Annotated in this window: 12 protein-coding genes; all 12 read right to left on the bottom strand. The window is 43.0% G+C overall.

Translation table 11 applies throughout. The features are described 5' to 3' along the window. Positions 1-30: 30 nt before the first annotated feature. Positions 31-2,430 carry an ABC transporter permease gene (locus tag D7Z94_RS03460; RefSeq protein ID WP_120710119.1) on the bottom strand — a complete coding sequence of 800 codons (2,400 nt, stop codon included), beginning with the start codon at positions 2,428-2,430 and terminating at the stop codon, positions 31-33. Between the two features lie 12 nt (positions 2,431-2,442). Beyond that, complete coding sequence (locus tag D7Z94_RS03455) at positions 2,443-3,549, bottom strand: DUF2911 domain-containing protein (RefSeq protein WP_120710118.1); 1,107 nt, start codon at positions 3,547-3,549, stop codon at positions 2,443-2,445. Between the two features lie 50 nt (positions 3,550-3,599). After that, the gene (locus D7Z94_RS03450; RefSeq protein WP_158594581.1) at positions 3,600-5,978 is read right to left on the bottom strand and encodes an ABC transporter permease; all 2,379 of its coding nucleotides are present in this window, start codon (positions 5,976-5,978) and stop codon (positions 3,600-3,602) included. A gap of 2 nt (positions 5,979-5,980) precedes the next feature. Next, positions 5,981-6,811, bottom strand: coding sequence for an alpha/beta fold hydrolase (locus D7Z94_RS03445; RefSeq protein WP_120710116.1), 831 nt, complete (start codon positions 6,809-6,811; stop codon positions 5,981-5,983). Between the two features lie 10 nt (positions 6,812-6,821). Then, positions 6,822-9,251 carry an ABC transporter permease gene (locus D7Z94_RS03440; protein ID WP_120710115.1) on the bottom strand — a complete coding sequence of 810 codons (2,430 nt, stop codon included), beginning with the start codon at positions 9,249-9,251 and terminating at the stop codon, positions 6,822-6,824. A 55-nt stretch (positions 9,252-9,306) separates the two neighbouring features. Further along, on the bottom strand, positions 9,307-11,736 hold the full coding sequence (locus tag D7Z94_RS03435) for an ABC transporter permease (protein ID WP_120710114.1): 2,430 nt from the start codon (positions 11,734-11,736) through the stop codon (positions 9,307-9,309). 20 nt (positions 11,737-11,756) lie between these two features. Then, the gene (locus D7Z94_RS03430) at positions 11,757-14,186 is read right to left on the bottom strand and encodes an ABC transporter permease (RefSeq protein ID WP_120710113.1); all 2,430 of its coding nucleotides are present in this window, start codon (positions 14,184-14,186) and stop codon (positions 11,757-11,759) included. Positions 14,187-14,231: 45 nt separating this feature from the next. Continuing rightward, the gene (locus tag D7Z94_RS03425; protein ID WP_120710112.1) at positions 14,232-16,652 is read right to left on the bottom strand and encodes an ABC transporter permease; all 2,421 of its coding nucleotides are present in this window, start codon (positions 16,650-16,652) and stop codon (positions 14,232-14,234) included. Between the two features lie 64 nt (positions 16,653-16,716). After that, positions 16,717-19,116 (bottom strand): ABC transporter permease, encoded by a 2,400-nt coding sequence (locus tag D7Z94_RS03420; RefSeq protein ID WP_120710111.1) that lies wholly within the window; start codon positions 19,114-19,116, stop codon positions 16,717-16,719. 45 nt (positions 19,117-19,161) lie between these two features. Next, the gene (locus tag D7Z94_RS03415) at positions 19,162-21,588 is read right to left on the bottom strand and encodes an ABC transporter permease (RefSeq protein WP_120710110.1); all 2,427 of its coding nucleotides are present in this window, start codon (positions 21,586-21,588) and stop codon (positions 19,162-19,164) included. A 115-nt stretch (positions 21,589-21,703) separates the two neighbouring features. Further along, on the bottom strand, positions 21,704-24,136 hold the full coding sequence (locus D7Z94_RS03410; protein WP_120710109.1) for an ABC transporter permease: 2,433 nt from the start codon (positions 24,134-24,136) through the stop codon (positions 21,704-21,706). Between the two features lie 12 nt (positions 24,137-24,148). Continuing rightward, positions 24,149-26,572, bottom strand: coding sequence for an ABC transporter permease (locus D7Z94_RS03405; RefSeq protein WP_120710108.1), 2,424 nt, complete (start codon positions 26,570-26,572; stop codon positions 24,149-24,151). Between the last annotated feature and the right edge of the window lie 4 nt (positions 26,573-26,576).

Raw genomic sequence — 26,576 nt, 5'->3', positions numbered from 1 at the left:
TTTGACGAGACCTGACAAGTCCGAATTCTTTTATTCCGTCCGCAAACTTTTTACCGGGTTTGCGTTTGCCGCCCTTATGGCCTGAAAACTTACGGTCAATAGGGTAACGAGCAAAGCCCCGAAAATGGCAAGACCAAATACCTCCCATGAAATATCCACCCGGTACTCATAGCCCTGAAGCCATCGCCCCATAAAATGATAAGCTATAGGGATGGCAATGAGACAGGAAATCAGTACCAATGCCACAAAATCCTTGGACAACATTTGCCATAGATTATATACAGAGGCCCCGAGAACTTTACGTACCCCTATTTCCTTAGTGCGCTGTTCCGCCGTAAAGGACGCCAGACCAAAAAGACCCAAACAACTGATAAAAATGGCCAAAAGGGTAAACACACCGGCCAAATTTCCCAACCGCTGTTCGGATTCAAATTTGCGACCGTATTCCTGATCCACAAATTTGTAATCAAAGTTTGCCGAAGGCACTACCTCAGCAAAGACCGATGCAATCCGGGCAATGGCCGACTGGGCACCTACATCGGGTTTTATCTTAATATGGATAAAATTAGTGTTTGTATAATCCATGAAAAACACGGCCTGTTTTACGGGGTTATAGGGAGAATCCGTAATCATATTCTTGGTAACACCTATGATTTTTAAAGGTTGGCCCTGTCGGGAAATAAAGGTCCCGACCGGATTTTCCAGGCCCATATACTCCACGGCACGCTCATTGATAACAATGGCGGTTGAATCAGAGGCGAATTCCCGGGAAAAATCCCGGCCCTCCAGAAACTCCCATCCTATGGTTTCTCCATAATCATGGGTCACCTGAAAAACATTGAAACTTGTATCCCTTTCCGGATCCTTACCTTGCCAATCAAACCCGCCCCAACTCGTATACGATGCGGAAAGTGGTGAGGAACATTGCGCCATTTCCTCCACTACCCCTGTATTCTTCAATTCGGTACGGAGTAAATTGTATTTTCCGCTATAATTCGGATTGTTCATGTCCACGGTGAGCAAATTGCTATGGTTATACCCTATTGGTCTATCCTGTGTAAACTGAATTTGACCAAAGACAATTATAGTACCGATGGCAAGCACAAGGGATACCGAGAGTTGAAATACCACCAAAACCTTACGCGGTGCGAAGGTATACGACCCCGCTTTAAATGTTCCCCTAAATGCTTTTAAGGGTGTAAATGAAGATAAATACAACGCGGGATAACTTCCGGCCAATAGGCCTGTTATTAGCGTGAAGACCAGAATCATGGACCAAAACCAGGGATTACCCCATAGAATACCCATGTTCTTATCCGCAATTTCATTGAACCAGGGAAGAGAAATGAAGACCAATAGTAAGGCACATAAAAGGGCCATTCCGGAGACCAAAAGGGATTCTCCCAAAAATTGATGAATCAACTGCTTTCTCCCAGATCCTACCGCTTTCCTAACACCTATTTCCTTTGCGCGCTTTTCGGATCGTGCCGTACTGAGGTTCATGAAATTGATACATGCTAAAAAAAGTACAAATACGGCTATCCCGATAAAAAGCCAAACAAAGGTAATGCGACCCCGTGTGGCCTTTCCCTGTTCAAACTCAGAGTAAAGGTGCCATTTGTTCATGGTATGCATGAACAATTTGGGATGATACTTTTCCAATCGGGCAAACTCCTTGGGAGCATAGTCGATAAAGAAGTTATTGAGGGCTTCATCCACCGATTCAAAATCGGATTCAGGTTTCAGTTCCACATACAGATTATAGGAATAGTTGTCCCAGGTGTCCCTTGAGCTTGCTATGCCTTGATCCTGGGCCTCGAATAAATCCCAGTTCGCAAAGAACTGTACGTTTTCAAAACTGGTGTTTTTAGGCAAGTCCTTATAGATGCCGGTTACAACGGCATCCATGCTATTGTTTATTTTTATGGGCTTCCCCATGGGGTCTTCCTCCCCAAAAAGGACCAAAGCCGCGGATTGGGACAATACTAATGCATTAGTTTTCTCCAAACTGGCGTAGGTGCCTTCGACCATAGAAAGGGAAAGCATTTCCAAGGCACCATCTTCTATAAATTCTCCAGTTTGGGTAAATGTCTTTCCATTGGTACCCAATGTATAATCAAGGATCCAAAAAGCTCGTAAAATATGTTTGAAGTGGTCCTGGTAATTTTCTTTCAGAACGGTTCCTGTCACATGCATCATGGCATTGCTTACTTGAATCTCACCTGTATCCTGATTTTCAGCACGTTCATAAATCTGAGCAATCCGATTGTTGTTTTTATGGTAGCTGTTAAAGGTAAATTCGTCCATCACCCATAGCCCTATCATCATGACCACAGCCATGCCCATCGCCAGGCCACCAATGTTAATGGCCGAATAGCCCTTGTTTCGTAAAAGGTTTCGCCAGGCAATCTTTATATGATGTTTTAGCATGGTTCTTCTTATTTATTTGAAAATTTCATTGCCTTCGTTTATGTCCTTGATAAGACCTTCTATATAGGACAGGAACATTTGATTCGTAGTTTTTTCTTTCGCTGATTCGCAAAATTTCAGGGCCTTCTTTTTATCGCCTATATGATAGTGCCCACTCACCATCCCCAAATGGGCATAAACATCCTCCGGGTTTTGGTCATAGTTGCTTTTGGAAATTTTTAGGGCTTCTTCATGCTGCTCCATTTTATTTAAGCCAATGCCATATGAAAACAAATCCTGGGCCGTACCCATAGGGAGGGCCTTTTGCATAATGGAATCGGCTTCCTTTTGCCGATCGAGTTTTCCGAGTAACCCAGCATAGGTAGATAGTGTCTTAAAGTTGGATTCCCCAAAGTAGGAATTGATGGAGCGATCGGCCCAACTAAGAGCTTCCTCTAAATTGATGTTGTTTACCAAACAATAATTGGCCGCCATGTGCAGGTTCTGCCAATACCGGTAAAAAATACCAGAGTCTACCTCCCTTCGAAAGGTTTCTACTTGAATCTTGTGAAGATCTACGGAAACCGTAAAGGGAACCTTTACTTTTTCCCATTGTAAGGAGACCTCGGCACTGTTCTTGGTCTGGTCGTTGAATTCATATTTTAACCATTCCACGCTTTCATCCAACTTTTCCACTGGAACCTCAACCCGTAGGGCATCGTCCTTTTCCTTGTAATAAAAGCTGCCCCAGGCCGTATTGAATTTTGAAAAGACCAAAGTGGCTTTTTCAGGACCCATAGCAATGAAGAACCCATATTTGCCCTTCTCCAAAGGTTGATCCTCTATGAGTACATCCGTAGAAAACTCAATGGTGGTATTTTCATTGGCTCCTGCACGCCAAGGTGCAGCTTTACTGGTACCATAGCCCAAATCTGCAAACCCATAATGCACCAGTTTGCCCCAGATTTTGCCCTCCCTACCTTTTACCCCAGGCCGGGAATACTTGATTTTTACTTCGGTAATTCCAATAAATTCCGATACGGATGCTTTTTTGTTCCCGTCCGCAGGAAAGCTTATTTGAGCCTTTAGTCCTAAAGTGCAAAGGATCAATAAAAAGGTGATTAGTTGTTTTGTTTTCATCTTCTGTTATTTTGTGTTTTCATGTCATTTGGTTTCAGTGTATGCACTATCTATTCGGTACGCAAACTTTTGACAGGGTTTGCATTTGCAGCTTTAATCGCTTGAAAGCTTATGGTAATCATCGCTATAGTTATGGCCAAAATGCCGGACACGGCAAAGGCCCACCAGCTGATTGTAATCCTATATGCAAATTGTAACAGCCAATCGCTCATTGCATACCAAGCTATGGGTATTGCCAAGGCAATGGACAATACAATCAATTTTATAAAATCCGATGATAGCAATCTTAATATTCCCAGCGATGATGATCCCAATACTTTACGAATGCCGATTTCTTTTATTCTTAGCTCCGTATTGAAGGCCGCTAGACCAAATAATCCGAGACAAGAAATAAAAATAGCCAAAAAAGCAAAATACTTGGAGAGGCTTAAAATACGCTGCTCCGTCAGATACTGTGCATTTACGGATTGATCTTGAAAGCCAAAGCTAAAATTGAAGCCGGGGTTAAAGCTAGTGTAGATTTGCTCAAGGCTTTCAATGGTCTTTGCAGCAGTTCCCGGTCGTATTCTAACCATGGCCAAATCAAGATTGGGGGCGTACCTAAATACCACTGGGGAAATAGGTTGCATTACCGAAGCTGTATGGAAGTTTTTCATGACTCCCAAAATAGTCTTGTCCTCGCCCCATAGCTGTATTTTTTTGCCAACGGGATCTTTTAGGCCCATTAATCCTACGGCTTCCTCGTTTAGTACAAGATAGGATTCCGGAGATCCCAATTCCGGAGTAAATACATCCCCTGCTACCATCTCAATATTCATGGTCTGTATCAAATTTTCATCCACACGGCGAAGTACAAAATCAATCTCCAAATTTTCAGCTTTCCCAGGCCAATCTATACCATAGGTAGAAGAGCCGCCATCCTCTCGGATAAGGGACTCACTTATACCGCCTACACTTTCAACCCCGTCAATTTTTTCAATCTCATCAAATAATACCGGTGCATTTTCGTACGCTTTTCCTTCAAGATCAAAATGGACCAAATTTTCTTTTTGATACCCCATGGGCTTGGTAAGGGCAAAATTTATCTGGTCACTAATAATCAATACCGATATAATCAATACCAAGGACGCCATAAATTGAAAGACCACCAATCCCTTACGCGCAAATAATTCCGTTCCCTTGCCTTGAAATTTCCCTTTTAACGTTGCCAACGGACTAAAACCGGATAGATAGAACGCTGGGTAGCTCCCGGATATAAATCCTGTTACCAGCGTGCCCAAAAGAAGTATGGACATATGCTGAAAGATCAAATCCATACCAAGCTCTTTTCCCGTAATAAAATTAAAGACCGGTATAAGCAAAATAACCAGTACTAAGGACAAGGCCAATGAGAGAAAGGTAATGAAGATGGATTCCGCCAAAAACTGAACCACCAAAATTCTTTTGGTACTGCCCAATGTCTTTTTGATCCCTATCTCCTTAAACCTACGGGAGACCCTTGCCGTGGACAAGTTCATAAAATTGATGCAAGCAATAAGCAAAACCAACAAGGCAACAAAAGAAAATAGTTTTACGTAGGTAATCCGTCCCCCGCTTTGAACACCATTCTCATAGTTCCCCTTTAGATAGGCATCCGAGAATTTTCGTGTAAAAAGACTGAACGTATTATATTCATCATATTTGTCTATAAATCTTTCGATTTTTAAATTAAAGGTGGCAATATCAACATTTGGCTTCAACAAGACATAGGTGTCCGGTCCGGTATTGGTCCAAACCTGGCCATTGGTCCAAATGTCCTCCAACAGTTTTTTCCTAGTAGCTACAAAATTGAATTGCAAGGTCGAATTGTTGGGAACATTTTTAAATACTCCGGTTACTTTGGCGGAATGTTCGTTGCCAAACATATTATATTCCATTTGACGGTTCATGGCGTTTTCGACCGAACCAAATAGTTTTATGGCAAAATTTTCCGAAATGACAACCGCGTCCTTGTCGGATAGTACCTGAGAGGCGGTGCCATGAATCAACGGAAAAGTAAAAGCGTCAAAAAAAGTTTTACTGGCAAAAAGTCCGGCAGTTTTAAACATATTTTCTTCATTCTTAAAGCTAATACTCATACCCAACTTTCCACCATCCATAACGGTTAGGGCATGCTCCACTTCTGGTAGATCTTTTTCCAAGGCCTCCGCAAGAGGTCCCTGTGTTCCGTCAAGTATTCTTATTATACCGTTTTCCTCACTCTTCATTAGAACTTGATAAAGATTTGGCTCGTTTACATGAAACTTGTCTACCATGATTTCGTCCGTAACCCAAAAATAAATTAGGAAGGCACTGGCCATTCCCGTAGAAAGTCCCAGAATATTGATCAATGAGAACAAGGGGTTTCTTTTCAGGTTCCGCCATGCGATTTTAAGGTGGTTTTTGAACATGATCATTTTTTTAAAAAGGGTTCGACAACGGCCCAAACGGCGTTCCAATTGCAATAGAAAACTACATGGCCACAACCAGGGATGATGGATAAATTCGATTCCTTTATGGATTCATGTGCTTTTAAAAGGGCTTCTGGATTTGAGTATTGATCTTTATCTCCCGCCAAAAGTAATACGGGACAATCAATCTTTTTGAAGACCTTTTCACTCACCACTTCATTTTCATAAAGTGCATTGAGCCATTGCAAGCTTTCATTCCATCGCTTTGGTTCCGGCATGGCGGCCAGGCGTTTTTTAAAATATCCTCCTGCCTCTTTCATTAATTTCTCTTCGGAATAGCCATAATTTACCCCTGACCCTACCGGGCGGTCACCTGATCCTATTACGACCATCTTTTCAACCACTTCAGGATAGTCGGCAGCTAACCGGTAGGCCGCATAGCCCCCGTCCGAAAATCCAATGATCCCCGCCTTTTCGATATTTAAATGCTCCAAGAGCTTCTTGGCATCCCCGGCCCGCTGTTCATAGGTAAAAGGCTCATGTCCAATATCGGATTTTACATGTCCTCTGGTCGCGAGACAGATAACTTGATAGTTTTTTGAAAGTGAATCGATAAAAAATTCAAACTCGTCGATATAGCCATAAACTCCTCCATGGAGCATGAGGATCGGTTCGCCTTCGCCATAAATTTCATAATACAGTTTTGTATCCGTAGTGACTTCAAAATATTTGCCGACACTTTCATTATAACCGTAGGGCACTTTGGTCCCATCCTGTGCAATTGCTCCTAAAATACAGATACCAAATAAGGCTGTGAATAGTATACGCTTCATTGGATAGTATTTATTCGATTCTTAATGATGTAATTGGATTGCGATTGGAAACACGGAGTGTCTGTGGCGCGATGGTCAAAAAGCCTAAAAGCAGAATAAGGAGCGACCCCAATAGGATTGTTCCAAACCCGAAGGATACCTTGATCACCAAGAAATCCAACCAAAAATTGTTGACATAATAACTCAAGGGAGCCGCAATGATCACCGCAATACCCAATAGAATCAGGAACTCCTTGGAAAGCAGATAAACCAGCATGAATCCGTCGGCACCCAAAACCTTGCGGATGCCGATTTCCTTGGTACGTCGTTCCGTAGTATAAATGGCCATTCCCAATAACCCCAAACATGCAATGGTTATGGTCAAAAAGGCAAAGAATCCAATAACCGCCACCAAATCAAAAACCGCCTGATTATAGCCTTCCAACTTATGTTCATAAAACTCATACTTCAAAGGGTGTATGGGATCTACCGTCTTCCATGCCTCCTCTAATTGCGCGATAAGTTGATCTTGATCGGCCGAAGCCGTTTTTAGGCTGACAAAGTTGAACCGTTCTGGCTCGTTCCGCAATACGATGGGGCCCGTCTTCTTTGAAGAAAAGAGAAGAAAGAATGTAAAATCTTCCACCACACCTATCACTTCAACGGTCTTGTCCCCGTTTCTTTCATAGAACATTTCCCCGACGATGTCACCAGGATTTTCATACCCAAAAGTTTGGGCGGTGGTCTTATTGACCACTACAAACGAATTGGATTCCGAAGCCGGTAGATTTCGTCCGGCAATTAGTCCAATATCCAATAATTCGATAAAATTTTCATCTGCCCTCAAATCAATGGCTTCGATCGGTTCCTCGGTACCCGGCTTGGTCAAAGTGGTGTTGTCATTTCTTCCCGTACCTGGATAGTAGGCCGTTCCTGCTATTCCCGAAACGCCTGGAACCGAATGGAATGCTTCCTTTACCAGTTTGTAATCATTGCTCTGAAGGTTTATATTTATGATGTTCTCAGCATTAAAACCATATTCATAATCCATATAGTGCCTAAACTGATTGTACACAACAATCGCCGTGACGATAAAGAATAGGGAAAAGACAAACTGGGTAACGGTCAACGTTTTCCGCATGCCCAACCGCCCTCGTTTAGTTTCATCCGCACCTTTCAAAATTCTCACCGGCCGATATCCGGAGAGCCGGAGCGCAGGGAAAATACCCGCAATGAGCCCGGTAAAGAAAGTGAAACTTATAAAGGCAATGTAGACCGTGGTATTGGGAACAAGTTCAAATCCCAAAAATTGGTTCATCCATAGATTTAGAAGTGCCCAACGCATAAAAATCAGGAAAAAGCCCGCTACTATCAGCGCAAGAAATACCAAAACCATAGACTCACTTAGAAATTGCACGATCAAATCTTTTCTAAAGGCACCATTCACTTTTCGTATCCCGATTTCCTTTGATCGGGTCACCGCCCTGGCAATAGACAATTGCGTATAATTGAGAATGGCCAGTATCATGACCAACAAGGCAAAACCAGCGAGGATATAGTAGGCAAACATGGGCAAGTTCGATGAAGGGTCGTTTCCCAAAACGGGCCCTGGAGTGAGCTTGGTCAATGCTTGAACCATAAATTTCGACCCCTCCAAATTCGCATCTCCCTTATATTTTTCATCGGCTAGATTGGCCAATGCTGAATTTAGCTCTTTTTCGTCTACGTTGTCTTCCGCCAAAACATAGGTATAACATCTAGAATAATCGCCCCAATTTTCAGAAGCGTCGTACATTTTCCCTTCTTGATACAACTGTTTTAATGAAGCCGTGGAAACCAATACATCAAATTCCAGATGGGTCTTATAATCCTTATCGGCCAGCACGCCCGTAACCGTATAGGTACCCCAATCCGTTGGTGCCTTGGCCTCATCCGTAAACATGTCTATGCCCCGGTCGGCGAAGTCCACTATTTTCCCTAATGGGTCTTCATCCCCAAAAAGTCGTTGGGTCACTTCATGTGATAGGACCATGGTATTGGGTTTTGTTAAGGCGTTAGCCCTATCGCCTTTTTCGAGCTCAAAACTGAATATTTCAAAAAAGGCATTATCGGTAAAATACCCACGCATTTCGGAAAAACTGTTGTTATGGACCGCATCCCCGCCAAATCCTTTAAGTAAATGGGTGGCTTCCTTTATAATGGGATAATCCGTTCGTAGGGTCTCCGCCAAGGGTGCAGGACCCGAGGCATATGGACGCTTGTGATTGGCAGGGTCTATGTTTACCCTATAAATACTGTCTTTCTTTTCATGAAACTGATCATAACTCTTTTGATTTATCAACATGAGTATGATGAGCATACTCACGGACATGGCTACGGCCAATCCAAAAACATTGATAAATGAAAAGGCCTTGTACTTCAGTATATTTCGAATCCCTATTTTCAAGTAATTTTTAATCATGATTTTCTTTTTTTAGACCCGCCAGGTTTAAAAACCTGGCGGGTCTAGGTTCCTTTTATTCTGCCCTTAGACTCTTTACAGGGTTGGCATTTGCCGCTTGTATGCTTCTATAGCTTATGGTGAAAAATGCTATGAATAGGGTCATAAGTCCTGCCAAGGCAAATACCCACCATTCCATTTCTATGCGATAGGTAAAATCCTGAAGCCATTTGCCCATCAGGTAGTATCCCAATGGAAACGCGATGACCATGGAAATTAGGATCAGTTTTAAAAAATCCTTGGCCAGTAAACCTATGATCTGAGGTACCGAGGAACCCAATACTTTTCGTATCCCTATTTCCTTAAATCGTTGTTCCGCGGTAAAGGTTACCAATCCAAAGAGCCCCAAGCAAGCCACGAATATCGTGAGCAATGCAAAAATCCGTAGAATCGAATTCATGTTTTGTTCCTTGAAATAGGTCTCATTATATAATTCGTCCAAAAAGGCATAGTCAAAAATTTCCCCAGATCCAAATGACTCCCACTCTTTCCTCATGTTGCCGATGAGGCTGGAGATATCTGCCGTTTTGCTTTTAACAATGAGCCCGGTAACCTCATTGTTACTTAGCATCATCATCAAAGGCTCAATCGGTTCGTGCAAGGATCTTGCGTGAAAATCCTTTACAACACCTATAATATTCAACCTTTCCCTACCTCCTTCCAAATCCGTTGAACGCAGTACCGTTTGCCCAATGGGGTTTCCTTCCAATCCAAAGGTCTTGATGGCTGTTTCATTAATAATAACATTGGTGCTATCCGTGCCGAATTCTTTGGAAAAGTTCCTCCCAGCTATTATTTCCATTCCCATGGTTGGGATGTACTCCTGATCTACAAAGTAAAAATTGGTCCGCCTTTTCAATTCGGTATTGTGGACCGGGGATATCATCTGCATATTGTTATCGGTAGGGCCGGCGGGTATAAAGGAAGAGTTGGAAACATTTAAAACATTAGGGTTATTTAGGAGTTCATCTTTATATGCTGGCACATTGTTCCCCAATAAAAAGGCATCCCGAACTACGATCAATTGCTCCCGATTATATCCGATGTCCTTATTCTGAATATAGTCCATCTGCTGGCCCACGACCAACGTACCAATTATAAGACCTACGGATATCACAAACTGGAACACTACAAGACCGCTTCTAATACCCTTACCTCCATGGGTAGTAAACCTGTTTTTTAAGGTTTGAATAGGTTTAAAGGATGACATAAAAAAGGCGGGGTACCCTCCGGCCAAAAAGCTAGTCAGCACCGTTAGGCCAATAAGGGCCAATACGACCTGAGGGCTAAAAAGGTAATCGATTTCCAAGGATTTGCCGGAGAGATTATTAAAATATGGTAAAGCCAAGGCGAGTATAATGAACCCTATTACCATCGCAATCAATGCGGCAATCAAGGACTCCGTCAAAAACTGACCTACCAATTGTCCTTTTCTAGAACCCAAAACTTTCCGCATACCTATTTCCTTTACCCTTTTTGAAGCACCGGCAGTGGAAAGGTTCATAAAATTGATGCAGGCTATCAAAAGCATAAACAAGGCGATGGCCGAAAACATATAAACCGTATTGATATCCCCACCTGCTTCAAAATCTCCGGTTCCCGTAAAATTCGAATAGAGGTGTATATCCTTCAAAGGTTGAAGATATAAACCTACCTCATTCCCTGTTTCCAAGAACTTTTCATAGGTCATTCCCAACCCTTCCTCCAACTGTGATCCCATATACTTCTTTACAATGGCAGGTAGCTTATTCTCAAATTGATTCAGGTTTGTTCCCTCTGCAAGTAGGAGGTACGAGGTATAACTTCCCTGCATCCATCTTTGATTTTTGGCGTCCGGATTCCCTTCCATTGAGGCAAAAAGGTCGAAATGAAAATGGGAATTCGCCGGAACTTCCTCAATGACACCGGTTACCGTATATAATCCCCGATCTTCAATGGTAATGACCTTATTGAGTGGATCTTCTTTGCCAAAGTATGTCTCTGCTTGATTTCTGGTCAGTACCACAGTATTAGGTTCGTCTAAAGCGGTATTTGCATCTCCTTTTATCAAGGGTAGGGTAAATAGTTTGAAAAAATTAGGGTCCACAAACACCATTTTTCCCTTTCTGATGGTGTTCTCCTTATAGGTTACCTTTTGCAGGCCATACGTATTACTGATGCGGGTAGCATCCAAAACTTCAGGGAATTCTTCCACTAAAGTTGCTGCCACGGGTGCCGGAACCGATGATTCCCTTATGATTTCATCCCCCAGTTTGGCCTTTAATATTACTCGCGCCATCTGGTCGGCCTTTTCATTAAAACGATCGTAGCTCAATTCATCCACTACAAAAAGTGTAATGGCCAAACAGGTAGCGATTCCCAAAGAAAGTCCTATGATATTGATCGAAAACAATGCCTTGTTCTTTAGGATGGTCCTCCAAGCTGTTTTAAAATAATTCCTTAGCATCACTATTCGTTTTTAATGGTTTATTCCGTGCGTAAACTTTTTACCGGATTGGCAATGGCGGATTTTATCGATTGGAAACCAACGGTTAACAAAGTGACGACCAAGGCAAAACCTCCGGCCAGAACAAATACCCAGAACTCAATTTCGATTTTATAGGTAAAACCCTCCAGCCAGCGTTGCATAAAATAATAGGCTATAGGGGAACCTATCAAAAAGGCAATCCCGACCAGTTTTAGAAAATCCTTGGTCAGGAGCTGTACCACGGAGTTGATACTGGCCCCCAGAACTTTTCGGATTCCAATCTCCTTCTTCTTCTGTTCGGCAACGTAGGAAACCAGGCCAAAAAGGCCAAGACAACTGATCAATATGGCCAATAAGGTAAACACCAAGGAAATTTGACCCAGACGTTTTTCTTCGGCAAATAATTTCTCCACTTCTTTATCAATGAAGGTATAGACGAAAGGGGTACTTGGATTAATAGATTTCCATGTATCCTCCAGATTTGCGAGCAAGGTTCTAAAGTCCTTGGTTTCCGTTTTTAGGACGACCCAATCCGGACTGGTATCATTATATAGTAGAATAGGATCTATGGCCGATTTTAAGGTTGCAAAATGATAATTTTCGGCAACACCGACAATTTCATAAGTGGAGCTCTCCCCCTCATAGGTCTGTACCAGTGTCGATGCCAAGGCATCCTCCAGTTTAATGTTGAACTCGTCCAAAGTGGCTTGATTCACTATCACTTGGCTGCTATCGTTTGCCCTTAATGCCCTACCAGCTAATAATTTTGTGCCTGTTGTGTTGAAATAGTTTTCTGTTATGCCATTATAAAAGACCCCGGTCTGATTGGTATCATCCATTCCTGGCAAATGCATACCCATATCCCTCATGATCAGGCCGGAAGGATAGGTATTGGTGCCTGCCACCTGAGAGACCCCGGAAATGGATGTCATCTGGGACTGGATGGCATCATACTTGTCCCGTGCATCCTGGGTGCCCAGACGTACGGCCAGCAGGTTTTCCTTATCAAAGCCCATATCCTTGGTCTGGGCGTATTTTAATTGCTGGGTAACGATGATTACGGCAGTAACCAGGGTTATGGAAACTATAAACTGAAATACGACCAAGGCCTTTCTAAAATTCCCATTCCCGGATTTAACATCGATTATTCCCTTGAGTACCTTTACCGGTTTTATAGCAGACAGGATAAGGGCCGGATAAAATCCTGCTAAAAGCCCGGTAACCATCCCAACAACGAATAGAAGCATTAGTATCCTAAAATTCAAGACATCTGAAAAAACTAAATTGCCTTCCGTCAAAGCGTTCATAAATGGCAATAATGCAATGGTAATAGGGATGCATATTACTACCGCGATCAAGGACAACAGTACGGATTCTCCCAAAAACTGTTTGATCAGGGACCCTTTTTCGGCACCCACGGTTTTACGTACACCTATTTCCTTGGCACGCTTGCCTGCCCTTGCCGTACTGAGATTCACAAAGTTGATGCAAGCGACCAATTGAATGATCGCCGCCAATAACAGAAGGGCGTATAGATATTCAATATTGGAAACGACATCGATCTGCATTTCAATCCCTTTGGAATACAGATGGATATCCTTTACGGGTTGCAGTAACAGTGTTTTATCAAACCCGGCCGCGGCCAAATCGCTTGATCCCCTTGCCTGTAAAAAGTCCGGGAGTTTTTTCTCCATAGCCATGGCATCAGCCCCGGGAACGAGTTTTAAATAACTATGTACAAAATTCTGTGTTGCAAAATTCTGTACACTTCTTACGTAAGCCCCTATTCCAGGTGAGGTCATACTTAGAATATAATTCGGATTAAGATGGGTTTTATGCACGCCTTCTTGGAAAACTCCGGTAACCGTAATGTTCATTTGCTGCTCTCCTGCTCCCAAGACCAAGGTTTTGTTCAACGCCCTTTCGGTCCCGAAGAGTTTTTGGGCCAAGACGGAAGAAAGCACCATACTGTTCGGGGCTTTTAAGGCCTCGTTGCCATTACCTTCCAAAAGGGGATATTTAAATAGTCTAAAAAAGGTAGAATCAGCTACATAGCCTCTAGGTTCGTAGTACCCCTCATTACTGTCCGAGACCCGCAATAATTGTTCATTGCCCTCCCCAAAATACACGATACGACATACTTCGGACACTTCTGGAAAATCCTCCTTTAGGGCAAACGCTATAGGGGGGCTGGCCGTACCAAAATCAGAATCTATACTGTTGTTCTTTATGCTCTTGTTTTTTGTTCTGACCCGATATAGGTCAGAAGCATTCTCATGATGGGTATCGTACCCAAATTGTGCATTCACATAAGCCAAAATACTGAGGCAACAAACCGTACCCACGGTTAGGCCCAGAAGATTTATAGTGGTTTGAAGCTTATTTTTAATAAGGCTTCTCCAAGCTGTCTTTAGATAATTTCGAAACATGGTCTTATCGTTTTTTGATCCGCCCAGGGCGGACAGGTTGATGATCTATTCCGTACGCAAACTTTTCACCGGATTGGCAACAGCGGATTTTATGGATTGAAAGCCTACTGTTAGCAAAGTAATGACCAGCGCGAAACTTCCGGCCAGGACAAACACCCATACATTAATTTCGATTTTATAGGTAAAATCTTCAAGCCAGCGCTGCATAAAATAATAGGCTATAGGCGAGGCAATCAGAAAGGCAATCCCGACCAGTTTTAGAAAGTCCTTGGTCAACAGTTGTACTACGGAATTAATACTGGCACCCAATACTTTTCGAATACCGATTTCCTTTTTCTTTTGTTCCGCTATATAAGACACCAGCCCAAAGAGACCCAGGCAGCTAATGATTATGGCCAAGATGGTAAACAAAGCAGCGATTTGGCCCACACGCTTCTCTTCCTCGTATAGTTTTTCTACCTCTTTATCGATAAATGCCGGGACAAACGGTGAATCCTTGACATTTGCTTTCCAGATCCCCTCTAAATTGGCCATCAATTCCCCATAATTGGAGGTCTCGAAACGGAGCAACAACCGATGCGGGTCACCATCCCTAAAAAGTACCAAGGGCTGAATGGCCTCTTTGAGGGAGGAAAAATGAAAATCGCCCATAACCCCTACAATTTCAAATTCGTTCTCTCCTCCTGTCAACAGTCTGGAGGTCAACGCATCTTCTGGTTCAATATTAAAGGCTTTAAGTGTAGCTTCATTGACAATAATTTGGGTGCTATCCGATTCCCTAAAATCCCTACCTTTTGAAAGAACGATTCCCATAGTATTTATATAGTTCTTCCCTACAAGATTCACCTGTGCCTGGGTTCGATCTTCAGGATTTCTCCCCGGCAGATAAAAGCTAGCGCCGTTAATAATATCCTCCGAAGGAGAAACCCTACTCCCGGAAATTTCGGTAACCCCGGGAACTTTTAAAAATTCTGATTTTAGTCCTTCAAATTTATCCCTGGCATTGCGTGTGTTCAATTGGATGCCTATCAAATTGTTCTTTTCATACCCAAGATTCTTTTGTTGGGTATAGTTAAATTGTTGAATAACGATGATTACCATACTGATCAAGGTGATGGATATCACAAATTGAAAAACGACCAAACCCTTTCGTAGTCCACTATTTCCGGACTGTAGGCTTATGGTGCTTTTTATGGCCGAAACAGGCTTTATGGAGGATAATACCAAGGCCGGATAAATACCGGCTATGAGCCCAGTGAGAAACCCCATGCCCAGAAGGGAATATACTATTTCTAGACGAAGTAGGTCTATGTAGGTAAGGTTACTTTGTGCCAATTCGTTGATAAAGGGCAACAATACCAACGTAATGGGGATACTCACCAAAATCGAGAAAAAAGATAGTAAAAGGGATTCCCCCAAAAATTGTGAGACCAAGGATTTCCTGTCCGCACCGACGACCTTTCGGACCCCTATTTCCTTAGCCCTCTTATTGGCCCTGGCCGTGCTCAGATTAATGAAGTTGATACAGGCCACAAGCTGAATAAAAAAGGCCAAGGTCAATAACAAATAAAGGTATTGGATATCGGAAACCCTATCGATCTGTCCAGTGATTCCCTGGGAATGCAAGTGGATGTCCGTCACATTTTGAAGAAGCAGCTCTTTCTTCATGTTTATATCCTCAAGATCACTGCCTCCCCGTTCCTGCAAGAAATTCGGGAATTTTCGTACCAAATCCTTGGTGCTGGTACCTGGTTTTAACTTTAAATAGGTATAGGCAAAATTGTTCTGTGCATAGTTGTCATTACCCTTTACCCACTCGCCCAGACCTGGGGTGTTCATACTGATGATGTAATTGGGTTTTAAGTGTGATTTCCCAAAGGTCTCGTCAAAAACCCCTTTTACCGTAAGCTTCAGAGGGTCACCGTCATAGCCGGAAATTTCAACTGTTTTGTCCAGGGCCTTTTGACCTCCAAACAACTTTTTCGCCAAAGTTGAGGAAAGGATCAAGGTACTCGGTTCATTCAAGGCTGTGGGATCGCCCTCCAACAACTTATAGTTAAACACCTTAAAAAGGGTGGAATCGGCCAAGTAGGCCTTGGATTCGTAAAATCCGCTCTCTTCACCGGCCGCCCTTATGATATCCACATTGAAGAGGTCTACCAAAACCACTCTGGTCACCTCCTCGATTTCTGGGAAGTCCTCTTTGGCCGCAAAGGCAATCGGAGGCGATGATCCCGCAACACGTGCGCCATCCGTACCCGATCCTGTTCCTTCTATATTGGTCTGTATCCTATAAATGGATTCGGCGTTTTCATGATGTTCATCATAACCCGTTTGGGCAAAGACATACAATAGAATGGTAAGGCAGCTGACCGTACCAATGGTAAGACCCAATAGATTAATTATGGTCTGTTGTTTATTCTTGGCCAGGTTTCGCCAAGCAATTTTTAGATAATTCTTTAACATGATTCTCGTTTTTTGAATTTAGACCCTTCCGGTTCTGTTCAAGACCTGCGAGGTCCGACTTATGTTATTCCGTACGTAAACTGTTTACTGGATTTGCATTGGCTGCTCTGATCGCTATAAAGCTTACCGTAAGAATTGTAATGGCCAATGCCCCGATAACGGCCAGAGCAAAAATCCACCACTCCAAGATTACCCGATACGGATATTCCTGTAACCATCCATTCATTACATAGTAGGAGATGGGAATGGCAATAAAGCTGGAGATGGAAACCAGTTTCAAAAAATCTTTTGAAAGCATATTCCAAACATTGAATACCGATGCTCCCAGTACTTTTCTTACCCCGATTTCCTTGGTACGCTGTTCTGCGACAAAGGAGGTAAGCCCAAACAATCCAAGGCAACTTATGAGTATGGCCAAAGCGGTAAAAATGGCCGATAGGCTTCCGATTCGCTCTTCCGCGGCAAATTTTTCACCATATTCGTCATCCACAAAATCGTAGTGAAAGGGGATGTTTGGAAAATGTGTCCGAAATACCCTTTCAATTGTCGCTATACTTTGGTTTGCACTTTGCTTGGGATTTAACCTAAGATTATAAAAACTGCTATTGCCATTTTTATCGAAAACATAAACCCCCTGCTTTACAGGTTCATAGGGCGATTGTGCAATCATGTCCTCTACCACACCGATAATTCTTAAAGGTGGGTCCGGGTCATCCTCATCGTTGTCTTTCAGGAATTTCCCAATGGGGTCGGTTATTCCCATGTACTTTACTGCAGTCTGGTTGAGCAATACGGCATTGGAATCCGAAGCAAATTCCCTGGAAAAATCCCGGCCCTGTACAATTTTCAAATCCAGGGATTTGGCATACTCCCAGGACACCTCCGTCCAAGCCAGATCCTCTTGAAATCCTTCCGGTTTGCCTTCCCAATCAAAGCCATTGCGATTGGACCATATTCGGGTAGTAGGACTGCTGGATGAGGACATTTCCACAACTGCACCTGTCGCAAGGAATTCATTTCGCATCAAATCGTATTTCCCTTCGAAGTCTTGACTAAAGGTCGGTATTTGGACCAGTCCCTCCTTGTCATAGCCGATAGGGCGATTCTTGGCATGGTTTATTTGCTGCATTACAATAACCGTCCCGATAATAAAGGCCACGGAAACCGTAAATTGTAGCACCACCAAAATCTTCCGTGGCAGTCCTGCATACCTTCCAGCCTTGAACGTTCCTTTCAATACATCCACCGGTCTAAAGGAGGAGAGGTAAAGCGCTGGATAACTTCCGGCCAGAAGCGCGGTAAATGCAATGAAAACTATGGATACAATCCAAAAACTACTATTGGCCCAAGGAAACTCGATTTCTTTTCTGGCCAATTCATTGAAGCCGTTCAACGATAATAGTACAAGTGCAATAGATAGCAAAAATGCAAACAAAACCACTAGGAAAGATTCGCTCAAAAATTGATAAATCAACTGATTTCGTTGCGAGCCTATTGATTTTCGTATCCCTACTTCCTTGCTTCTTTTTTCGGAACGGGCCGTACTTAGGTTCATGAAGTTGATACAGGCCAAAAGCAACACAAAGGCCCCGATGATGCCAAAGAGCCAAACGTACTTTATTCTCCCACCAACTTGTTTTCCATTTTCAAAATTGCCCCGTAAATACCACTCCGTCATAGGAAAAAGAAAGAGTTGTGGGTTAAACTCTGCGTTATCCTCATCGGCATTCTTTTTTACATCCCTAATATTGGCGGTCACTTGCTCCATAGAGGTATTATCCGCAATTTGGACGAACATCTGAAAGGAGTTGTTGCCCCAAAATTCAATAGCATTTTTGACCCATTCCTGAGTGGTTATATACTTTTCCCAGGGCATCACAAACTGGGTATCATGAAACGAATTGTTAGCCGGGATATCCTCGTAAACACTGGTAACCATCATATCATACTGGCTATTGACCTCAATAATTTTTCCTATGGGGTCCTCTTTGCCAAAAAGGGCCTCGGCCGCGGACTCGGACAACATAATGGAGTTAATCTCCCGCAAGCCATCCTTTTCTCCCTTTAGAATGGTAAGATCAAGCATTTCCGGGGCTTCAGCCTGCATGAAGTTTCCGGTACGGGAAAGGCTGATTTCCTTGTATTTCAAATATTGGCTGGTGGTCCAGGACGACATGACCAAATGCTCAAAGTTATCCGCATACCCATCCCTAAAAGCCGTTTCCAAGGGCCTAGGTATAGCAGGTCCGGTACCAATTTGTCCGTTAAAGGTTTGCGACTGGAATACTTGGGCTATTCTGTCCTTATTTTTAAAGTAGCTGTTATGGGTAAGCTCGTCCTGAATCCATAACCCAATGATAAGGGTGACGGCCATGCCCAGGGCAAGACCCCCAATGTTGATGGCCGAATACCCCTTATTCTTTTTTAAGTTTCGCCATGCGATTTTTAAATAGTTTTTAAACATGATGTTGGTTTTTATACTGAAACAGGTTCAGTGTTGATTGATGAATTATTCTGTACGTAAGCTCTTTACCGGATTGGCCAAAGAGGCTTTGATCGATTGAAAACTTACCGTTACCAAAGCAATGACCACAATGGCCACAAAGGGCCATACAAAGAATGTCCAATGAATGGAAATATGGAATGCATATCCCTGCAACCAGTTGCTAGCCATATACCAGGCCAAGGGAATGGAAATTAAAAAGGCTACGGCCAATAAAAGCGCATATTCCCTATACAATAGCTTCAAAATTCCCTGTACAGATGCACCTAAAACCTTTCGTATCCCTATTTCCTTGGTACGTTGCATGGTGGTGAACGAGGCAAGGCCGAAAAGGCCCAAACAGGCCACGAAAATGGCCAATAACGTAAACAGTCCAAACACTTGGCCAAATCTGTGATCGGCCTTATACTGTTTGTCAAATTGTTCGTCCAGGAAAAAGTATTCAAAGGTATTGCCCGGGAAAAAAGTATCCCATTCCGCCTGAACCTGTGCAATAGTCTCCCCTATTTGTCCCATATCGGTTTTTATGGAGAAATATCCGTATACTCCCGGATTAAGGGTAAGGATAAGCGGTTCATAGGCATCACGCAGCGATTGCTGGTGAAAGTTCTCCACAACCCCAACAATAGTACACTGGTCGCCCCAGAATTCTATTTGCTTCCCTATGGCTTCCTGGGGATCGTTAAAACCTAATTGTTCAATTCCTTTTCGGTTAAATACAACATTGACCGCATCTGCCCCAAAATCTTCAGAAAACTTTCGGCCGGCAATCAACTTGGTATCATACAGGTCCAAAAAATCATAGTCCACCCGAATAAACCGGTATTGTTTTTGCTCCGAATCGTCCTGGGTCACCAACCGTATACCCCCAGCATTTCCGCCTGTACCTTCGCCGGGAACCACAGAGGAAACCGCCACATTTTTTATAGCCGAGTACTGTAACAAGGTTTCCTTTATGGCCTGCTTTTGAGCCACAAAGGTGGAGTCCGTGGCAATAGGTGGCCGTAATACCAAGGTTTGGTCAATGTCTATGCCCAAGGACTGATTGCGCATAAACTGTATTTGTTGATATACGACCAGGGAACCTATCAACAAGAAAAGGGAAGCTGTAAATTGAAGTACAACGAGCCCTTTTCGTAACAATGTTCCTTGTTGGGTGCCTCCCATGTTTCCTTTAAGTACTTCCACCGGTCTAAATTTGGAAAGTACAATAGCTGGATATAACCCGGACAATATCACTCCGGTAAGGAACAGGGCGGCAAGGCCCAACCAAAAGTTGGTCTTCGTAAGCAGTTCATAGGATACCGGCTGACCCGAGATTTGATTAAAGGCCGGGAGGGTAATAAGCATAATAACCAATGCCAATAGTAAAGCCAAGCCATTGAATAATCCAGATTCAAAAAAGAACTGGGTAATCAATTGTTTACGATTGGACCCTACGGTCTTACGGACCCCCACTTCCTTGGCCCGCCCCACAGCTCGTGCCGTAGCCAGGTTTATATAATTGACCCATGCAATAACGATAATGAAGAAAGCGATACCCAATAAAAGAAGTACGGTCTTGGCATCCCCGTTCGGGGCAGGCTCGTCTATATAATTTGCCTCCAAATGGATATCTGTCAACGGTTGGAGCTTGTAGGTCACCGATGCGTTAAAACGCCGCATGAACTCGCCTACGCCTGTTTCGACCACAGGAGCAAATTTTGCCTCAACTTGACTTGGGTTCACCCCTTTTTGAAGTAGTACATACGTTAAGCAACCATCCGACAACCACCATTCCTCAGGATTTTGCTCGCCATTGGAATTTGTCTTTACCTGTTCCACAAAACTGGCATAGGAAGCCAAAAAATTGGGTTGAAGCTGCGTATTCGCTGGCATATCCTTAAAAACTCCTGTAATTCTATAGTTTTTGTTCCCACTGATGGGTAATACCTTGTCCACCACATTAGTGGTCCCAAATATCTTAAGAGCCGTACTTTCGGAAATAGCAGCCGTGTAGGGTTCGGTTAAGAGGCCTTCCTTTTTGCCATATAGCAGTGGATAGGAAAAAACGGTAAAAAAGGAATTGGTGGTAAAGAATACTTCCTCAATCTTTAAGGGTCGGTTATCTACCTCAACAATAATATCCCTGGTCTCATTAACCTTTACGTACTCCTCTATTTCCGGTATGGCCTCTTTAAAGGAGTTTCCAACGGCAAAAGCCCCAGCCGCCCATTGGGTGGCAAGTTTGCCATTGTCATACCGATCCTGTTGCACCCGATAAATACGGTCTTTATTCTCATGAAAATTCTCATAGCTGTGTTCAAAGGCCACATATTGTAGAATAAGCAAACAGGCCACTATTCCAATGGCCAATCCCCCGATATTGATCCATGAATACACTTTGTTCTTGATTAAATTCCTCCAAGCGATTTTTAGATAGTTCTTAAACATGACTCTTGTATTTATGCTGCCCCGACGGCCGTCGGGGTGGATTCAGCGTTTGTTCAACTTTTTATTTTTACACCTTCTCTTCAACTGTGTTTTGTATAATGCATTAGAGAAAGAATCACTCTGTACGCAAACTCTTTATGGGGTTGACGATGGCCGCCTTAATGCTTTGATAACTCACCGTCACTATCGCTATTGCCACAGCCAAAAAAGCGGCCAAAGCAAATACCCACCAACTAATTTCTATTCGATAGGAAAAGTCTTCCAACCATTTATTCATGGCAAACCAGCCGATTGGTAGGGAAACCAATATTGAAATGCCCACCAACCTCAGAAAATCAATGGAAAGTCGATAAGCTATTTGGCCAACGCTGGCACCCAATACTTTCCGAATCCCTATTTCCTTTGTGCGTTTCGTGGCGTTGAAGGCGGCCAGCCCAAAAAGGCCCAAACATGCTATAATTATTGAGAGGAGGGTAAATATCATAAAAATGCGGCCCAATCGTTGTTCGGCTTCGTAGGTGGCATTAAAGGCATCGTCCATGAAACGGAAATTAAAAATTTGACCGGGGGCCATTTTCTTCCACAAGGTCTCGATTCCCGCCATGGTATTCGAAAAATCCCCTGCACTTAATTTTATTGCCATCGATCCAGGGGAATTTCCCAATAGCAAACACAACCCGCCTATGTCTTCCCGCAACGATTCGTAATGGAAGTCTTTAACCACTCCTATTACCGTAAAGTAAGATGGGTTCTCCGCATCCAACTCATTGGAGATCCGCATACCTAAGGCTTCTTGGGGGCTAACCCCTAAAATCCCTACAGCCGATTCATTCAAGACCATAGCTGTTGAATCCGATGCAAACTGCCTATCAAAGTTTCGGCCCACTACTATTTCCATATTCAAAGTGGGTACATAATCATGGTCTATCCGCCATGACTGTATATTAATGGCATTTTCCTGTTCCTTGGATCCTTCAACAAAAAAGGAGGTGTTGCTCCGATTGGAAGGGGTAGGCAAAAATCCACTTACCGAAGCACTTTGGACTTGTGCCAATTGTTCTACTTCTTCCTTTAAGGATGTAATTTGGTCTCCCACAGCAAATAAATCCTCAATGATCAATACCTGATCTTTGGAAAAGCCGAGATCCTTGCTTTGAATAAACTTTAATTGTTGGTACACCACCAAGGTACTTATGATCAAAAAAACCGAAATGGCAAATTGAAGGACTACCAAGGTATTTCTGGTCTTTCCTCCGCCTATATTACCTGATCCACTTCCCTTTAACACTTTTACGGGAATAAATTTTGACATAAAAAAGGCGGGGTAGCTGCCTGAAAACAGGCTTAAAAGAACCGTAGCCAAAAAAAGGATTATCCAGAATATAGGCATGCCAAAAGGTATGGCTATTGTCTTGTTGGAAAGTTCGTTGAAATAAGGAGTCACGGCCCAAGCAATGACCAGGGCCAAAACTAGCGAGATGAATGAAATGAGGCCCGATTCAGTGAGGAATTGCCTGACCAACTCCCGTTTATTGGATCCCAATGTTTTTCGTATTCCCACCTCCTTTGCTCTTTGGAGGGAGTGGGCGGTAGAAAGGTTCATGAAATTGACACTTGCCAAAATAATAAGGAACAACCCGATAAAGGAAAGTATATATACATTTTGGATACTGCTTACCGGAGCTAGCTCACTATCGGTATCAGAATATAGATGAATGTCGGTCAGGGCAATGGTATGATATCGCAAATAATTGCCCGATGCTTCAAAGGATTCTTTGGTAATACCCGGAAAAACGTTCTGAACAAAAGGAATCAAATACGTTTCGAACATGGATTGTAGCGGTTCCTGAAAATCCTTGATATCGGCTCCCTTTATCAGTTTAACGAAAGTAAAGTAGTTGTGGCTACCCCAATCGCCGATCTGCCCGTCATTGAATCCGGCCATAGCCATAAAAACACTATGGTTCCTTAAAAAAGAATTCTTGGGCAGGTCATCGATAACGCCAGTCACGGTATAGGTATCGGTATTGTTTAGCAAAAGGCTCTGGCCCAGGGCGTCCTCGATACCAAAATGTTTCTCGGCCGCCGTTTTGGTCAGCACCAAAGTATTCGGTTCGGTCAATACAGTCTTTGGGTCGCCGACGATCAACTCTATCCCGAACATTTTAAAAAAGGTAGAATCTACAAATGTACCTCCCAACTCCTTGGTATTGCCTTCCGTACCAGTTCTTCGGATAAGTTGGCTTCCGCGATTTCGAAACCTCACGGTACGCTCCACTTGGGCAAAATCTCGTTGCATGGCCGCAGCCATAGGTTCTGACATTTCAGCGGATTTCTGTGCGGATCCACCAAATTTGATATCGGCATTTATACGATATATGCGCTCTGCATCGGCAAACATGGTATCATGACTCAGCTCGTCATAGATATATAGGGTTATCAGCAAACCCCCGGCCATACCGACTGCCAATCCAAAAGTGTTTAGAAATGTGAAAAAGGGTTGCTTTCTGAGGTTCCTCCAAGCGATTTTTAGATAGTTCTTAAACATGATTCTTGTTCTTTATTCTGATCTTAGACTTTTTGCTGGGTTTATAGTCGCGGCCTTAGTCGATTGAAAACTTACGGTCAATAGGGTCAGCACCAAGCTAACTAACCCAGCTAAGGCTATCATCCACCATTTAAAATCAATATGGTATGCAAAATCCGAAAGCCATCTTTTGAGTAGGTACCACGTTATGGGTGTGGCTATAATTAATCCGATAAGGGTCAATTTCATAAAGTCCTTTGATAGAAGATATAGCAATTGTGCTACACTTGAACCCAATACTTTTCGAATTCCGATCTCCTTGTTCCTGCTTTTGGCCACAAAACCGCTCATGGCAAAAAGTCCCATACAGGCCAAGAAAACAACGATTACGGAAAAGAAATTCAAGAGTTTAAAATGTTCCCTATCCTGTTCAAAAAAACGGGCGAATTTATCATTCAAAATGTTGAGCTCAATAGGCGTTTGTGGGTCAAAGGAGTCATTGACCCCTTTTAGGGCCAATGCTGTTTTTGACCAGTCCGATGTTTCTATTCGCAGCGTGTAATAATCAATGGAATGCAAGGGGTTGTTCCAATTTCCGATTATTAAAGGCTTGATGCTTGTCCTGAAATCCTCCATTTGAAAGTCTTTGACAACCCCTGCTATCTGCACTTGAAATGGCTTTTCAAGATTCTGGCTACTGCCTCCATAATTAACAAAAGGGACCTCTATAAATTGACCTACTGGATTCTCAAGCCCCAAAGTCAATGCCGCGGCATCGTTTATGAGTACTTTGGAACTGTCCGAAGGGGTTCCCAAAAAATTTGATCCTGCTACTAGGTTTATGTTGTAGGTCTTTAAAAAATCCTCATCCGCACCCAGGAAAAGCATATCCTTGGCATCCACCGTTGATTGTCCATTCCGCTTGGCCTTTACCACAGGTATATTCTTCCATTCACCGGGTACTCTTGAGCTTACACTGACCGCATTGACTTCAGGAATTCTTAAAAACTCGTTTTTAATGGCTTCGAACTGTCCTCGCAAAATACCACTGTTGATGTCCACGGTGACCAAACCTTCTTTTTTAAAGCCCAATTCCTTATTTTCCAGAAAATCCATCTGCCTATTAAAGACATAGGAAGCCGTAACAAAGGTGATGACCGCAATAAATTGAAACGTAAGCATAAACCTTCTGAAAGGCAATTTAGACCCTACCGATATCGTGTTCTTTAGCGAGGAAGACACCCCAGATTTGATAACCATCCAAAATGGATAGGCTACCGATATTATACTTAGAAAAAGGCCTGAAGCCAACATCAACAAAATACCATTTATAGGAACTACGGTGAGATCCAAAGTGGTACTGAACCAATTTTGGACCAACGGTTGTAATACCCACAAAAAAGAATAGGCCAAAATCATTGAAACGGAAATCAAGAGAAGGCTTTCCGATAAAAATTGCCAAAGCAAATGTAGCTTCCCGGCCCCTACGATTTGGCGAAGCCCTATTTCTTTAGCTCTATCGATAAAGGCAATATTTAAGAGGCCTGCATAATTAAAACACGCCACAAGGAGAATAAGAATGCTGACCCAGAAAAACAAGCTTACATATAATCCGTTTCCTTTACCCTTATTGATTTCGCCTTCTACCTCATTTTCATACAAATGGATATCCTGTACAGGCTGTACCGTAAAGGCATTGTTGAATGTTTTACCAACCGGGTAATTTTCCTTGGCCAGTGCCGTAATCTTTTTTCCGAGTGTGTTCACATCCGCACCGGGCAAAACCTTAAAATAGGTTATCAATTGATTGTTGGACCAATTGGAGGTCATGAATTCATCAAACCATTCATAAATCTCGGAAGCCATTTGATGACTTATAAAAACCACGTTCTCCAAATGTGAATTCTCGGGGAAATCTTCCAAAACCCCAACAACAGGGTATTCAACGTCACCCATTTTCAATATTTTACCAAGTGCCGCTGACTGTCCAAAATAAAGCTCCTTGGTCGACTCGGTCAAAATAATTCCGTTTGGCCTTTGCGACAATTCCTCAACCGTTCCCTCAAGAACAGGGAAATCAAAAACCTGTAAAAAGTTATCGTCCAAAACCGCAAATGACTGGTGAGTTACGGACGCTGGATCGTTTCCTATATTGGCTCGCCCCAAATACAAAATCTGGGTCTGATTTTCTACTTCCTCAAAAAGTCGTTTTGACTCCGCCCCGACCTTTGGGGGAGACTGGGCCATCTCACGAATAGTACCATTTTCATCTACCGTTTTCTGAAGTAGGCGAAAAACCTGTTCTTGCCCCAAATCAAATGAGGTTTCCTTTAGCACGTAAGCATTCAGTAGAAAGAAGCAGAAGAACCCCAAAGTAAGACCGAGTATGTTTACAGCGGTAAAGGATTTGTGGTTCTTTAAATACCGGAAGGCTATTTTAATATGGTTTGTAAACATGGTT

Origin of the sequence: Ulvibacterium marinum (genome assembly GCF_003626755.1) — a bacterium.
GTDB classification, from domain to species: Bacteria; Bacteroidota; Bacteroidia; order Flavobacteriales; family Flavobacteriaceae; genus Ulvibacterium; species Ulvibacterium marinum.
The sequence above is the reverse complement of the archived record's forward strand: the minus strand, read 5'-3'. Positions and strand labels throughout refer to the sequence as shown.

Bases quoted from the DNA above. Each gene is read 5' to 3' on its own strand.
- D7Z94_RS03460 (WP_120710119.1), bottom strand. From the start codon at position 2,430: ATGCTAAAACATCATATAAAGATTGCCTGGCGAAACCTTTTACGAAAC.
- D7Z94_RS03455 (WP_120710118.1), bottom strand. From the start codon at position 3,549: ATGAAAACAAAACAACTAATCACCTTTTTATTGATCCTTTGCACTTTA.
- D7Z94_RS03450 (WP_158594581.1), bottom strand. From the start codon at position 5,978: ATGTTCAAAAACCACCTTAAAATCGCATGGCGGAACCTGAAAAGAAAC.
- D7Z94_RS03445 (WP_120710116.1), bottom strand. From the start codon at position 6,811: ATGAAGCGTATACTATTCACAGCCTTATTTGGTATCTGTATTTTAGGA.
- D7Z94_RS03440 (WP_120710115.1), bottom strand. From the start codon at position 9,251: ATGATTAAAAATTACTTGAAAATAGGGATTCGAAATATACTGAAGTAC.
- D7Z94_RS03435 (WP_120710114.1), bottom strand. From the start codon at position 11,736: ATGCTAAGGAATTATTTTAAAACAGCTTGGAGGACCATCCTAAAGAAC.
- D7Z94_RS03430 (WP_120710113.1), bottom strand. From the start codon at position 14,186: ATGTTTCGAAATTATCTAAAGACAGCTTGGAGAAGCCTTATTAAAAAT.
- D7Z94_RS03425 (WP_120710112.1), bottom strand. From the start codon at position 16,652: ATGTTAAAGAATTATCTAAAAATTGCTTGGCGAAACCTGGCCAAGAAT.
- D7Z94_RS03420 (WP_120710111.1), bottom strand. From the start codon at position 19,116: ATGTTTAAAAACTATTTAAAAATCGCATGGCGAAACTTAAAAAAGAAT.
- D7Z94_RS03415 (WP_120710110.1), bottom strand. From the start codon at position 21,588: ATGTTTAAGAACTATCTAAAAATCGCTTGGAGGAATTTAATCAAGAAC.
- D7Z94_RS03410 (WP_120710109.1), bottom strand. From the start codon at position 24,136: ATGTTTAAGAACTATCTAAAAATCGCTTGGAGGAACCTCAGAAAGCAA.
- D7Z94_RS03405 (WP_120710108.1), bottom strand. From the start codon at position 26,572: ATGTTTACAAACCATATTAAAATAGCCTTCCGGTATTTAAAGAACCAC.